General features: G+C 46.1%; 9 protein-coding genes. 5 read left to right on the top strand and 4 right to left on the bottom strand.

Features of this window, described 5'->3' with window-relative positions:
- Positions 1–18 precede the first annotated feature (18 nt).
- The 3 genes from ACXAD8_RS04835 to ACXAD8_RS04825 are packed head-to-tail and all read right to left on the bottom strand — an operon-like array spanning position 19 to position 7,564.
- Positions 19–3,105 carry an efflux RND transporter permease subunit gene (locus tag ACXAD8_RS04835; protein WP_475225578.1) on the bottom strand — a complete coding sequence of 1,029 codons (3,087 nt, stop codon included), beginning with the start codon at positions 3,103–3,105 and terminating at the stop codon, positions 19–21.
- A gap of 2 nt (positions 3,106–3,107) precedes the next feature.
- Positions 3,108–6,467, bottom strand: a complete 3,360-nt coding sequence (locus ACXAD8_RS04830) for an efflux RND transporter permease subunit (RefSeq protein WP_475225576.1) — start codon at positions 6,465–6,467, stop codon at positions 3,108–3,110.
- Between the two features lie 26 nt (positions 6,468–6,493).
- On the bottom strand, positions 6,494–7,564 hold the full coding sequence (locus ACXAD8_RS04825) for an efflux RND transporter periplasmic adaptor subunit (protein WP_475225573.1): 1,071 nt from the start codon (positions 7,562–7,564) through the stop codon (positions 6,494–6,496).
- 359 nt (positions 7,565–7,923) lie between these two features.
- Between ACXAD8_RS04825 and ACXAD8_RS04820 the strand changes: the two genes are divergently transcribed.
- From ACXAD8_RS04820 to ACXAD8_RS04800, 5 genes are all read left to right on the top strand, one after another.
- Positions 7,924–8,454 carry an SRPBCC family protein gene (locus ACXAD8_RS04820; RefSeq protein WP_475225571.1) on the top strand — a complete coding sequence of 177 codons (531 nt, stop codon included), beginning with the start codon at positions 7,924–7,926 and terminating at the stop codon, positions 8,452–8,454.
- 154 nt (positions 8,455–8,608) lie between these two features.
- Positions 8,609–9,646 (top strand): XdhC family protein, encoded by a 1,038-nt coding sequence (locus tag ACXAD8_RS04815; protein WP_475225569.1) that lies wholly within the window; start codon positions 8,609–8,611, stop codon positions 9,644–9,646.
- Between the two features lie 4 nt (positions 9,647–9,650).
- Positions 9,651–10,259 carry a nucleotidyltransferase family protein gene (locus tag ACXAD8_RS04810; RefSeq protein ID WP_475225566.1) on the top strand — a complete coding sequence of 203 codons (609 nt, stop codon included), beginning with the start codon at positions 9,651–9,653 and terminating at the stop codon, positions 10,257–10,259.
- On the top strand, positions 10,256–10,717 hold the full coding sequence (locus ACXAD8_RS04805) for a (2Fe-2S)-binding protein (RefSeq protein WP_475225564.1): 462 nt from the start codon (positions 10,256–10,258) through the stop codon (positions 10,715–10,717). Before ACXAD8_RS04810 ends, ACXAD8_RS04805 begins: the two co-directional genes overlap by 4 nt.
- Positions 10,717–12,981, top strand: coding sequence for a xanthine dehydrogenase family protein molybdopterin-binding subunit (locus ACXAD8_RS04800; RefSeq protein ID WP_475225562.1), 2,265 nt, complete (start codon positions 10,717–10,719; stop codon positions 12,979–12,981). Before ACXAD8_RS04805 ends, ACXAD8_RS04800 begins: the two co-directional genes overlap by 1 nt.
- Positions 12,982–13,066: 85 nt before the next feature.
- Here the strand turns inward: ACXAD8_RS04800 and ACXAD8_RS04795 are convergent, their stop codons facing one another.
- Positions 13,067–14,437 carry an MATE family efflux transporter gene (locus ACXAD8_RS04795; protein ID WP_475225560.1) on the bottom strand — a complete coding sequence of 457 codons (1,371 nt, stop codon included), beginning with the start codon at positions 14,435–14,437 and terminating at the stop codon, positions 13,067–13,069.
- Between the last annotated feature and the right edge of the window lie 9 nt (positions 14,438–14,446).

The raw sequence follows: 14,446 nt of genomic DNA, 5'->3' as shown, positions 1-14,446 counted from the left end.
TCAATTCCGCATTGTTGCTTAAACGGCTTTAATAAATCTGGATACCAGCACCTTGCTGTCATTAATCATATTGCGGGTTTTACGACGCAGTTTTAGTAATAACAAATAGGCAAGTGGCACCAGGAACAAACTGGTGACGGTGGAGAACACCAGACCGCCAATGATGGCTATGGCCATAGGCGAGTAGGGAGGTCCATCACCACCAACATTAGTATCGCCCAGCGCCAGGGGTAATAAGCCAAGAACCGTTGTGGCAACCGTCATCAGAACCGGTCTGACACGTGTCAGGCAGCCTTCCATAATGGCATCATGGACACGATGACCTTCGTTGACTAACTGGTTGATTCGGTCCACCAAGACAATACCGTTGTTTACCACTATGCCCATCAGGATCAACATGCCTATCATTCCCATAGTTCCCATGGGAGTTGCTGTAATTGCGAAGGTCCAGAACACCCCGGTGAATGAAAATAACAACGAGGTGATTACCGCTGTGGGTAACAATAACGACTCAAATAAAGCCGCCATCACAATGTAAATCATGGCGATAGCCAGTAGCATATTGGTTTGCATGATGGCTTCTGATTCGCGCTGCTGACGGAAGCTGCCATCCAGTGACCAACTGTAACCAGTGGGTAATTCCAGATTGCCCATGATCTTCTCAATATTCTCGCGAGCTTCTTCCAGAGTCATTTCCTCTTCCAGGTTGGCTCCGATGGCGATTGCTGTCTGGCGGTAGTAACGATTGATTTGTGATAGTCGACTAGTGACTTTTAAATCCGCAACCATATCCAGCGTGACTGTTTTATTACCGTCACGGGCTACCGGCAACGACTTTAACTCTTGAATCGAGTGCTGCAGAGCCTCATCAAACATCAGACGAATATCCACTTCACCATTATTGCCGTGTCGAAAGGTACGCAAATTGTTGCCGCGCAATGCGGTGGCGACAATATTACTAATGTCACGGGAATTTAACCCGAAGCGATAGGCCTTTTGGCGATCCACATGGATTTGCAATTCACGCTGATTGTCGTCGATTTCAGTTTTCACATCGGCCAACCCATCGACATTACTCAGTACAGGGACCACCTGATCAGCGATGCGCAACAGGCTTTCTGAAGACGGACCCAACAAGGTCAGGCGAACGCCACCGCCGCCGCCATCATCCCAACGGAAACTGGGCTTAGCACGAGCAAAGCCGGGCAAAGACTCCCGAATCATTTCCTGAATATCCTTTTTCTTAATTGGTAATTCATCGTTTAGGGTAATACCGGAAACTGCAAATCCAGGGGTGTAGTAGCTGTAAATAGACTTAATGTGGAATTTTTCCTGATTGGCATACAAGAAGTTTTCCAGCTTAGTTACAGTTTTTTCTACTTCATCCAGGGTGTAGTTGCCGTTGATGTTGTAGTTCAGCCAAAGTCGGTTGCGATTATCCATTCCTTGTTCGTGATCCGGTACCAGTTGTGCCACAAATACAGTGCTTACCACCATAAGCACCCCAATAATGGCACTCCAGCCTTGATGCGATAGCGTCCAGGCTAACATGCGTTCATAGCGTTGTTTCATAACGCTGGGCTTGGCATCTTTTGGCTTAGGTTTGTGTTTGATCTTAGATGCCAACAAAGGGATCAGGGTTTGTGCAATTAACAGGGAAGCAAACAGCGAAATACAGATGGAAATGGCCACATGCTCCAGGAAAATTGTCAGACTGACCTTTTTACCAATAATATTAGGGAGAAATACAATGGCAGTGGTTGCTGTACCGGCGATAACCGCGAGGCTAACTTTGGATACACCCACCTTGGTAGCGGTGACCGTATCTTTAATGTTAACTTTTTCTTGTTCGATGCTCTCGGTAACTACTACAGCATTATCCACCAGCATACCCACGGCCAGCATCAGTCCCATCAGCGACAGAATATTAATGCTGTAGCCAAAAAAGAACATAAAACCAAGGGTAATACACAATGAGAAGGGCACGGAAAGCACCACTATCAGGGTCGTCGTGAAGCGGCGTAAAAAGGCGTATAACACCAGAATTGACAAGAAGGCTCCCAATAAACCCGCATCCACCAGATCCGACAGTGATGAGGTTACAGATTCGGCTTCATCATCAAAAATCAGCAGGTTGATACCGTTGAATGCCGGGTTTTCATTGGCTTCGTCGATAACTTTCCAGACCCGCTCAGATACCTCAACCAGATTAGAGCCGGATTCACGAAAGATGTTGAATCCCACCGCATAGGTCTGGTCGAGGTGGCGACCTTCTGAACGTCGAGGTGTCTCATATTGTATTTCAGCGATATCCTTTAATTGAATACCCTTGGCAACATACAGTTCTTCGATTTCCTGCATACTGCGATATTCACCCTGAGGTGTGACCGATATTTTTTCCTGGTTTTCAAAGATATGTCCGGCGCTCATGGAAAAGTTCGCTGCCTGCAGTGTATTGACCAACTCTCCAACACTGACATGCAATGCCGCCATGCGTTCCTGGTCGATACGAATGGCGATTTCTTTTTTCAATACACCATAAAGTTCTACTCTGGAGACGCCTTCAACCCGCTCTATGGGCTGTTTTAAGTTGCGCTCCAACAGGTCATAGGCGTTAGACAGGTCGCGCTCACTGGAAACCCTGAGCTGGAAAATAGGCAGATCATTAGTGTTGAACTGATAAACCAGAATGCGTTCTACATCATCTGGTAATAAGTGCCGGATGGCATCGATTTTTTCACGGGCCTCGATGCTCTTGGCATTGATGTTTTCGTCCCATTTAAACTCAATACCTACCTCTGCCCCATTTTCCCGAGAGGATGAGCGCAGGCGCTGAATACCCGACATGGTGGCCAGTGCTTCCTCCACAGGACGGGTGATCATTTTCTCAACCTCGGCGGGAGAGGCGTCACGATAGGGGATGTTGATATAGATTTCCGGAATATCAATGCCCGGGAATTTCTCCAGCGGCAATAATCGGCTGGCGATGAGTCCCAATAACAACATCGAAGCGAAAAACATGCAGACGGTTACTGGGCGGCGCAGGGCAAAATTCGCCAACCCTGCACCTAAAACCTGAAACTTATTTTCCTGTTGTTGATTCATGACTAGGCTCCTGCATTGCCGTTAGCAGATTCCAGGCTGCTGTTGTCAGCTTGTTCTTGCTTTTGCTCAAACTTCTTGCGATCAAACAGACTGTACAAAATAGGGATAAAGAACAGCGTTAATAGTGTGGCGAACATCAAGCCAAAGATGACCGTGATAGCCATAGGTTTACGAATTTCCGCACCTTCACCGAAACCCAACATCATAGGTAATAAACCTAAGGTGGTGGTAAGTGTGGTCATCAATATTGGGCGAAAACGGGTCAGGGCAGATTCTTTGATGGCCTCCATTTTTTCAACGCCTTGTTCACGTAACTGATTGATTCTGTCTACCAGAACGATGGCATTGTTTACCACGATACCTGCCAACATGATAAGACCGATAAATACCACAACAGATACCGAAGTGCCGGTCAGGTATAAGCCGTAAATAGAACCGGCACAGGCCAGAGGGACGGTAAACAGAATTAAAAACGGATGCAGTAGTGATTCAAACTGTGATGCCATTACCAGGTAAACCATAAAGATGGCTAAAGCCAGGGCGAATTTCAGGGATTGGAATGACACTTCCATTTCTTCGTTCTGACCTGAAATCTTAGCTTGCATGCTCAGTGGTAATTGCATACCAGCTAATAGCGCTTCGGCATCAGCAACCGCTTCACCTAAATCACCGTAAGCCAGGTTGGCGGAAATAATAGCCACTCTTTCCTGACCGACGCGAGTAATTTCACTGGGGCCGATAGAGGTTTCAATATCTGCCACGGCGTCCAGAGTAATAGGGCGCGCAGCTCCCGGATTAACGATGATTTGCGACACATCCGCTGCTGAGTCTCGTTGTTCTTCCTGGGTACGCACCAGAATGTCGACTTTGCGATCATTGATGGAATATTTGCTGGCAATTTCACCACCGATTTTTGCCGCAACCAGTTGCGCTACATCAGGGGACGATAATCCTAATTGCGCCAATTTAGCGTGGTCAAAATGAACTTTGAGTTCCGGGTTCCCGGATTGCAGTGACGATTTTACATCGGCAAAGCGGTCATTGCTTTCCAGTGTTGTGACGATTTGCTCGCCATAGCGACGCAACATGCCTAAATCATAACCCACCAATTCGATTTCCAGTGGTGTGCTGAAGCTGAATAGTTCAGGTTTACCAAATTTACTTTGTACGCCTGCTTGCGACTTCAGGTATTCACGCATGGCGGCCTGGGTGGCCAATTCGTCTTGAGGCAAAGAACCTGGTTTTAATACCACATTTAACTTACCCCAATAATCACCACCCTGGCTGGGTGAAGCGTTCATCAGACTACCGGTTCCGGCAATCGAATAAGTACGATCAACATGGGGCAGGGTTTCGGTAAACCGTGATAATTCGTTTAATACCTGATCGGTGGTTTCAAGGCGTGCGCCTGTGGGCAAGGTCACTTCAACATCAAACTCACCTTGTGCCATTGGCGGAATAAGTTCAATTCCCAACTTGCTGACTAAAGCCACTGAGCTAAGTGAAATTAACAGAATGCTGCTGATCACCACTGCTCGCTGCGCCAATGCGAAATTCAATAAATGTTGATAAGCGCTATAAATGGCATTGTAGGCCTTATCAAATACCCACAAAATCGGAGTAAACAAATAGCCCAGTGCTTTGCGCAGAAGTCTAACAACGATCACTACCAGGCTGCTGATAAGCAAAGGAATGAAATAAAACAAGCCTTTGATCAGGTATTTAGCAGGTAATGTTAAATAATAGAAGAACTTACCCAGACGAGTTGTGGGTTTGCTTTTGGCACTTGAAGGGCCTAAATCCAGGGTGTCGGCTTCAGAGTTTTTGTTAGCGCGGCTGGCCATCATAGGGATAATAGTTAAAGCCACCAGTAACGAAGCTGCCAAAGCAAATGTCACCGTCATGGCCTGATCACCGAATAATTGCCCGGCAATGCCTTCCACAAATACCAGTGGGAAGAAAACCGCCATAGTGGTCAGTGTAGAAGCGACAATAGCCATAGACACTTCTTTTGTGCCTTCTGACGCTGCGGTTTTATTATCCAGCTTTTGTTGTTTTTTGCGGTCAATGTTTTCCAGTACCACAATGGAGTTATCAACTAACAGGCCGATTGCCAGGGCGATACCGCCTAAGCTCATGATATTCAGACTGATGCCGTTGCCATACATCAGGTTGAAAGTGGCAACAATCGAAACCGGAATAGAAATGGAGATAATAAAGGTGGGCCAGATGTTTTTCAGGAACAGATACAAAATCAGCATGGCCAACAGACCACCGACGATACCTGCTGATTTTACTTCATCTATGGCATTAGAAATAAAGGTAGACTGGTCGTACACCAGTTGCATTTTATATTGCTCAGGGATCTCTTGCTCAATCCGTTGCAGGCGGTTTTTTACGTTTTCAGCCACTTCAACGGTGTTGGCGTCGCCTTCTTTGTAGATAGCAATCTCAACCCCTTCGAAACTGTCAAACCGGGTAATCGAAGTACGTTCTTTATGGCTGTCCTTAATTTCCGCAATATCGCCAAGACGAATATGGCGACCATTGCGGGTAGCAATAAACAGGTCGCGCATCTCATCCAGGGTTTCAAATTGATTAAGGGTTCGAACCAGATATTCTTGCGAGCCATCTTCTACGCGACCACCGGAAGTATTGACATTTTCCTGTTGTAGTCGGGTGACAATTTCACTGATGGTGATATTTAACTGGCTGGTTTTTTGTTGGTTGATTAACACCTGAATTTCATTTTCCAGGCCGCCACCTACTTTAACCGAGGCAACGCCTTCTACAGATTCAAGCTTGCGTTTGATTTGCTCTTCAGCATAAATCCGCAAACGCTTCATGCCAGCAGTATCTAAACTGGTGAGTTGAGTTTCCTGCGCTGTGTTGTCGTTTGCGTCAGGGTTGTCAGTTTTAGGGGAGGGCAACGCACCTCCCAATCCGTAGCGCATAATGGGATCAAGTGACGGATTAAAGCGCAATAACAGTGGCTTAGAAACATCAAGTGGTAATTGCAAAATGTCCAGTTTTTCTCTGACATCCAGGGAGGCCAAATCCATGTCTGTGCCCCATTCGAATTCCAGCAATACGTCTGATTGTCCGGCCTTGGAAGTGGATTTAACCGAGCGAACGCCTTTAACCACACCAATGGCTTCTTCTATTGGTTTTGAAACCAGCTGTTCTAATTCACCTGGAGCGGCACCTTCGTAGTCCGTTCTGATGGTCAGTGTCGGGTACGACAACTCAGGCAATAGGTTGATAGATAATCGGGATAAGGACACCATGCCAAACAATAAAATGGCAAAAGTAAACATCCACACGGTAACCGGGCGCTTAACCGCCACATCAATGATACTCATTTTATTCTCCGAATTGTGTGGCTTGCTTAACCGTTAACGATTTCTACATTGGCCTGATCTTTCAGGTTGTGATGTCCGGTAATAACCACTTTTTCAGAACCATCCAAACCTTCGGTAATTTCTACAAATTGACCTTCCTGATAGCCAATTTTTACTGCAGTTTTGGAAGCAATACCGTCTTTAACTACAAAGACATTAATTTGATCGTCAATGTGCAATAGGGCTTTGCGAGGCAGTAAGGTTGCGTTTTGATGGGTGTCATAGTTAAGTTTAACTTTTGAGAACATACCGGCTTTCAGGTGGTTATCTTCGTTAGGAACTCGCAAAGTGACTTTGAATGTGCCGGTTTCGGCATCAATAACTGGCGAAATACGCTCTACATAGGCATCAATGTTCTGGTCACCCAATGCCGTGATGGATAAAGACGCTTTTTGATCTTTGTGAACACGGGCAAGTTCTTTTTCGGGCAAGTGCACAATGCCGTATAGCTGGCGCTGCTGCACAATCTGGAACATACGCTCACGCTGGAATGACTCTGTCAGGTTACCCACTTTGGCATTTCGCTCGGCTATGTACCCGGAAATCGGAGCTCGAATTGTCGTTTCTGCTAAATCTAACTCCGCCAATTCTAAGGTTGCTTTCGCTGACTCAAACTGAGCGGTTAGCTTGTCGTAGGTATCATCACTGACCAGCTTTTTGTTGTAGACCTTATCAATCTTGTCTAATTCTTTTTGGACACCGCGTAAATCGGCTTTGGCGCGATTCAGGTTCAGAATATATCGCTCTTGCTCAAGTTTCGCTAAAGGCTGACCTTTTTCCACATAGTCGCCTTCTTCAACATAAATGTGTTCTATAATCCCTGAGGCACGAGCCACAACAAAAGCTTCTTCTTTAGCTTCAAGCACGGCTGTGGTTTCGTAATTGGATGAGATGCTACCAATGGTTAAATCTGACACTTCCACTGGGATGGAAATAATTTCTTCGGCTTCTTCGGCATTATTTGTGGCTTCGGCTTCACCACATCCGGATAAAAAGGCGCTGCTTACGGCGATGCTACTGGCAAGTAAAAGGGTTTTTAAGTTGTTATTGTGTGTCATTTGTCTTCCCCTGAAAAAAAATTGAACAATTTGCGAAACTTGCCAATCGATAGCATTCACCATGCCATGTAAAAAATGTCATAAAAAACATAAGGTTATCATCATTGGTTAACAATCCTTCGACTAACTATTCCTACATGTTAGCCAATATCACCAACTATTAGCGATATTGGTTAAAACTGCACAAAAAGTATTTTGTGTCTTCATGTAAGTAAATAAATTGTAAACCTGTTTTGAATTCAAACCTACCGAGGATTGGATATTCCGCTATTATTGGCTGTATCTATTGTAAGAATTCGTTACATCGCCAATGGTCTTGTCGATGCTGATGTTAAAAAAGTTTGAAAAGGAAACAAAAAATGAAAGCGTTAAAATATGCAATATTGGGATTGACGGGGGTTGTGGTGTTGTTTCTGGTGGTGGGTTTTTTACTGCCTTCAGAGTTTCATGTGCAGCGTCAGATTAAAATTGACGCACCCGCTGAAAAAGTTTTTCCTCATGTGGTTGATCTTAAAGAGTGGAAAAAATGGGGCGTGTGGTTTGAACGGGATCCGGAAATGCAGGTGACCTATACCGGTCCTGATGGTTTTGTGGGGCAAAAATCCAGTTGGTTGAGTGAAACAGAAGGTTCGGGAGAAATGACCATTACTGAATTATCCCCTCAAAAAAAAGTGGTATACAACCTATACTTTCCCGATTTTGATATGGGCAGCACCGGTGAGCTGACATTAACGGAAGAAAACGGCGTAACTACGGTAGTCTGGGCCGATTATGGGGATGTTGGCAGTAATCCCATCAATCATTATTTTGCCGCTATGATGGATGGTATGGTAGGGCCAGACTTTGAAGCCGGGCTTAAAAACCTGAAAATGCTGGTTGAATCCCAATAATCAAAATTGGCGGGAAGCAGAGCGTCCCGCCATTAATCTCATTTATTCATTACTTCGTCTTTTTAAAATGGACGTAGCTGTCACAGGTCATTTCCATTGTACGGAATTTTTGTTACAACACAGGACTAACCGAAAAAGGGAATAATTGCATCGCATGAGTGCTGTCAAAAATAATCACCTTACCTCTCTTCTCAAAATCTGGTTTCCACAAAAAGATGATTTGGAATGGGTACTGGCCACCATCATCGAGACGGATGGTTCCAGTTATCGCAAGCCTGGCGCTTTTATGTTCATCAACAGTCTGGGACAGTATCATGGTTTGTTAAGTGGGGGCTGCCTGGAAGCGGATATTATGCGGCAGGCCAGGAAGTGTTGGGATAGTGGCAAAAGCCATATCATCCAATACGACATGCGAGATGAAGACGATATTGCATGGAAGTTAGGGATTGGCTGTGGCGGTATGGTGCGCATCTTATTGCAACCCGTAACCGAACAAAATGATTATCTGGAATTGAGAACATTAAAAACACAACTGGAAAATAACCAACGCTGTTTTTATTTGTTACAGGCAGAAGAAAAAGCGCCCCAAAACCGTTGCTTAACACAGATCCCGCACGAAGCGGATTGGTCAATGAATCGCCTTAATACCTTAGATGACGATAACTGGTTCGCAAGCGAACAGAATCCTGTTATCCGCCTGGGGATTTTTGGCGGTGGTATTGATGCTATTCCACTGGCCAATATCGCAAAACAATTGGGCTGGCATGTGACCTTGTTTGACGAGCGGCTGGGGTATGCAAAACAATCCTTTTTCGAATCCGTCGATAGCATTATCCGGGATAAGCTGGATGATTTACACAATCACCCGGTGCTGCAGCAATTTTCGGCGATCGTGCTGATGAATCACAATGTCACTATGGATGCCAAATCACTGTTGTTGAGTCAATCCAGCTCTGCCAGATATGTCGGCATGTTAGGCCCTCGCCATCGTACCGAACGGGTATTTAAAGAAGTAAACACCTCAGACTCGCAACTGTCTAAACCATTACATAATCCGATTGGCTTCGACATCGGTGGAGAGCTGCCAGAATCCATTGCATTGAGTATGTTAAGCGAAATCCATGCGGTATTGCACGGCGCCAGCGGACAGACGCTAACCCAAACATTGCCCGCCTCCAGATTAGCAGGTTAGGGCAATGGCTGGTTATTCTCTTGGGGTATTATTGTTAGCAGCCGGACAAAGCCGGCGATTTGCTGGCATCAAGCAGTTGGCGTTGTTGCAGCATAAAACCATGTTGCAGAGTGCGCTGGATTTGATTGCAGAGGTGGAGTGTGATTATCGGGTAGTGGCATTGGGAGCCAATCAAACCGATATTGAAACCGCCATCAAAGTTCCATCAAATGTCAGTATTAAGACAGTTTCAGATTGGCAAATTGGTATCTCAGCAAGCATCAAAGCTGGCCTCGAAACCCTGCCTAATTGTTCCCACATGTTGATAATGTTGGCTGACCAGCCTGATATTTCGTTGCAACAAATTGAACAACTTATTGCATACAGCCGTAGCAACCGGGAAGCAATTATTTGTGGCAATTATCTGGAGAGAAATGCCGTACCTGCAATTTTTCCCGCTGACGACTATGCTTTATTGCGCAACCTGCAAGGAGATAAAGGCGCGGGAAAGTATCTGAACAGTCCAGAATACCAAGACAAAGTGATTGCTGTCGCGCTGCAAAGCGGCGCAATGGATATTGACACTCAGGAAGATTTGAGCCACTGGCAAAAACAACAAAAGGTTAATCTATGATTACATTTACCCTCAACGGAAAGCCCACCAAGGTCGACGCCGAAGCAGAAATGCCACTGCTCTGGGTGATCCGCGACTTGCTGAATATGACAGGAACGAAATATGGCTGTGGTTTAGGTGTCTGTGGTGCCTGTACCGTGCATATGGATGGGCAACCCATCCGCTCCTGTGCGACGCCCGTCTCCGTTGTAGCCGGAAAGTCGGTTACTACTATTGAAGGTTTGAGTGAAGATGCCAGTCACCCGGTTCAACAGGCCTGGTCGGAACACAATGTGCCGCAATGTGGCTATTGTCAGTCTGGCCAGATGATGTCAGCAGCCGCCTTGTTGGCCTCTAATAAAAACCCCAGTGACGCTGATATTGATAATTATATGCAGGGTAATATTTGTCGTTGTGGCACTTATACTCGTATTAAAGCCGCAATTAAAACTGCAGCTAAATTTGTGGAGGTTAAATAATGTTTATTGAACAGCTACAACAACGCCATGATTCGGTATTACACAACGTCAGTCGCCGCGGATTTTTAAAAACTCTGGGTATCACAGGTACCGGACTGGTACTGGGAGTGACGCTGCCTTCTTTTTCACCGGTTTTCGCTGATGAAGCCGGGGAAGGTGAAATGAACCTGTTTGTCAGTATCGAGGAAAATGGTGAAGTACATATTGTCTGCCATCGTTCTGAAATGGGACAGGGGATCAGAACCTCATTGCCACAAGTGTTAGCGGATGAATTAAATGCTGACTGGCAAAAAGTGAAAGTCGTACAAGGCTTGGCTGATGCCCGTTATGGCAGTCAAAACACCGATGGTTCACGCTCTATTCGACATTTTTATCAGACCATGCGAGAAATGGGCGCTTCTGCCCGTACTATGCTTGAGCAAGCTGCTGCCGAAAGGTGGGGTGTACCAGTCAGTGAAGTAAAAGCTGCAGACCACAAGGTTACACATCAGTCCGGCAAAAGTCTGGGCTATGGTGAGTTGGCCTCTGCGGCCAGCAAAATAACTCCTCCTGATGTGGCGAGTTTGACCTTTAAAGACAAAAAAGATTTTAACTATATTGGTAAGGGGCTGACCATTGTCGATATGCAGGATATCCAGACCGGTAACACTGTATTTGGTCAGGATGTGCAGATGGAAGGCATGTTGTACGCCAGTATTGTTCGCGCTCCGGTAGTTGGCGCGAATGTGGCATCTTTCGATAAAGAAAAAGCTTTGAAGACGCCGGGAGTCGTTGACGTAGTGGCTATGCCCGAGCGCAGTTTTCCGGTGGGTTTTAATTCCCTGCCTGGAGTTGCCGTATTAGCCAATAATACCTGGGCAGCTCAGCAGGCGGCGAAAAAACTCAAGATTCAATGGTCTGAGCATGACAACCAAACCCATGATTCTGCGAGCTATCTGGCCGCGTTGCAGGAAAGTGTGAAAACTAAAGGCAAGGTTCAGCGCAGTGTTGGTGATGCCTATGCAGAAATGGACAAAGCCAAAACATCTGTTGCAGCTTCTTATTCAGTGCCATATCTGGCCCATGCCACCATGGAGCCGCCAGCTGCTACGGCGGTGTTTAAGGAGGGGATGGTGGAAATTTGGGCGTGCACCCAAACACCACAATCTACGCAAAATACGGTTGCTCAGGTGTTGGGGCTGGAGCCAGCTCAGGTGAAGGTAAACGTGACTCTTCTTGGTGGTGGATTTGGTCGTAAATCCAAACCGGATTTTTCTGTGGAAGCCGCTATATTAGCGAAACAGAGTGGCAAACCAGTAAAGGTGGTATGGAGTCGGGAAGATGATATTCAGCATGGCTATTACCATGCTATCAGTGCGCAACACTATCAGGCGGGTCTGAATGATAAAGGGCAGGTGAGTAGCTGGATCCAGCGCAGCGCTTTTCCTAGTATTGGTTGGACGTTCAGCGGTAACACCAAAGAGCCGCAATTCTGGGAGTTGTCACTGGGCTTTGGCGATGTACCTTTTCAACTGGCCAATTTGTCCTGTGAGTCGCATGAGGCGACGGCTCATGCCCGTATAGGTTGGGTGCGCTCAGTGTGCAATATTCAGCATGCCTTTGCGTTGGGCTCATTTGTGGATGAAGTGGCAGTTGCAGCTAACAAAAGCACCCATCAGATGTGGTTAGAACTGATTGGTGAGGATGCCAACATCGATCCCAATGAACAAGGCTTTGAATTCGGCAATTATGGGGAATCTCTGGAACGTTTTCCTCTTGATACCAAACGTCTGAAGCACTGTCTGCAAGAGGTGATTAAACAATCAGGCGCAGATAAGCCTGCGGCCGAGAATGAAGCCTGGGGTATCAGTGTACATCGCAGCTTTGTCAGTTATGTCGCGGTGGCGGCCAAAGTTAAAGTGGAGAATAATAAGGTTACTGTGCTGGAAATGCATTCCGCGATTGATGCTGGCACTGTGGTTAACCCGGATCGGGTTAAATCTCAACAAGAAGGCTCAATGATTTTTGGTTTGTCTATTGCTTTGTTAGGCGAGATTAGCTTTAAAGAGGGTAAGGTTGAGCAGTCTAATTACCACGATTACCAAGTGCTTAAAATGAACCAATGCCCGGAAATCCACACCCACATTATTGAATCAGATGCACCTCCTGGTGGTGTCGGTGAACCTGGCACGCCACCCGTGGCAGCGGCCATAGCCAATGCTATCTATCACGCCAGCGGTAAGCGAATTCGCGATTTACCTGTGAAAAATCACATGCAGGTGTGATGGCTTATATAGCAAGAAGGGACACAATTTCGTGTCCCTATTTATAAGCTTACTTTCAGAGAAAAACCGCTTTTTAATGCGCAATCTAACTTGCCTGAATCGCCGGTGATAACGGCGCTTTCTGAATATAGCGAATGCGCAGACTGAGCAAAATTGCTGCAACGGTAAGCCCCATTATGATACCCACCCAGAAGCCTGTGGCTGCCATCGCAGGTACGATAATATCGGTCAATGCCAGCGTGTAACCCATGGTTAATCCAACTCCCCAATACGAGCATATGGTGATGATCAGCATGGCTTTAGTGTCTTTGTAGCCACGTAAAATACAGCCACCGATTACCTGTATTGCGTCTGAAAACTGGAACACTGCGGCCAGGAATAACAAGTCTGCCGCCATGTTAATGACGTCTGCTTCTGTACTGTAAAGGCCAGATAATTCATAACGCAGTAGTACTGATATCAGTGCGTTGATGGCAGCAAACGCCAAGCCTAAGGTTACTGCGGTATAACTGGCGTCTCTTGCGGCGCTTTCTCTGTCTTCACCTAACAGATAGCCAATGCGGATAGTAACCGCAAGGCCGATACTCAGGGGCACCATGAACAGTACTCCTGAGACATTTAACGCTATTTGATGGGACGCAACAATTTTTGCGCCTAACGGAGACAACAATAACGCTATAACCGAAAACAAAGTCACTTCAAACAATAAGGCTAAGCCAATAGGTAATCCTATTTTTAAGTGGGTAATAATTTTTGCGATATCGGGTTTACTGGAATGACTGAAAAAGGGGGCAAAGGCCAGATCCTTGGAGAACTTCACATACAACCAATTGCAGGTCATCATCGCCACAAACACCAGACCTGTGGCGATACCACAGCCAGCACCGCCAAACGCAGGAACACCAAATTTGCCGTAGATAAACACATAGTTGGCCGGAATGTTCACAATTAATCCCACAATCATAATGATCATGCTGGGCTTGGTATGAGATAAGCCTTCGCTGTATTGGCGCAACACCATATAAACGCAAAACGCCGGGAAAGCGACAAACACATATTGCAGATAATCTGCTGAAATCCGGTGCAGATCAGCAGCCATATTAAAGGGCGTAAAGAATTGATAAGTAAAAAAACTAGCGATAAATACCAACAGGCTCAATCCAAGTCCGATATACAGCGCCTGGTGCCCCACTTCAGGGATAGGAGAGTGATCTTTGGCACCATGTAGTCGGGAAATAATTGGAGGCAACGCCATAATGATCCCTTGTACCAGGATCATCACCGGGAAAAATAAACTGGAGGCAACTGCAACCGCCGCCATATCGGTGGACGATAAACGGCCCGCCATGAGGGTATCTGATACACCCATCAGCATCTGAGTCAGTTGCGCCACCAGCAATGGTCCGGCTAATTTTAAAAGTGAACGTGATTCGGTTCTGAATGAACGATATTTCAAATTGTTCTC

This window comes from Planctobacterium sp. AWH2_060 (assembly GCF_056158425.1).
This window is presented reverse-complemented; position numbering and strand designations above follow the sequence as displayed.

What these genes read in the sequence shown, in the direction of transcription:
- ACXAD8_RS04835 (WP_475225578.1), bottom strand. Translation starts at nt 3,105, where the DNA reads ATGAATCAACAACAGGAAAATAAGTTTCAGGTTTTAGGTGCAGGGTTG.
- ACXAD8_RS04830 (WP_475225576.1), bottom strand. Translation starts at nt 6,467, where the DNA reads ATGAGTATCATTGATGTGGCGGTTAAGCGCCCGGTTACCGTGTGGATG.
- ACXAD8_RS04825 (WP_475225573.1), bottom strand. Translation starts at nt 7,564, where the DNA reads ATGACACACAATAACAACTTAAAAACCCTTTTACTTGCCAGTAGCATC.
- ACXAD8_RS04820 (WP_475225571.1), top strand. Translation starts at nt 7,924, where the DNA reads ATGAAAGCGTTAAAATATGCAATATTGGGATTGACGGGGGTTGTGGTG.
- ACXAD8_RS04815 (WP_475225569.1), top strand. Translation starts at nt 8,609, where the DNA reads ATGAGTGCTGTCAAAAATAATCACCTTACCTCTCTTCTCAAAATCTGG.
- ACXAD8_RS04810 (WP_475225566.1), top strand. Translation starts at nt 9,651, where the DNA reads ATGGCTGGTTATTCTCTTGGGGTATTATTGTTAGCAGCCGGACAAAGC.
- ACXAD8_RS04805 (WP_475225564.1), top strand. Translation starts at nt 10,256, where the DNA reads ATGATTACATTTACCCTCAACGGAAAGCCCACCAAGGTCGACGCCGAA.
- ACXAD8_RS04800 (WP_475225562.1), top strand. Translation starts at nt 10,717, where the DNA reads ATGTTTATTGAACAGCTACAACAACGCCATGATTCGGTATTACACAAC.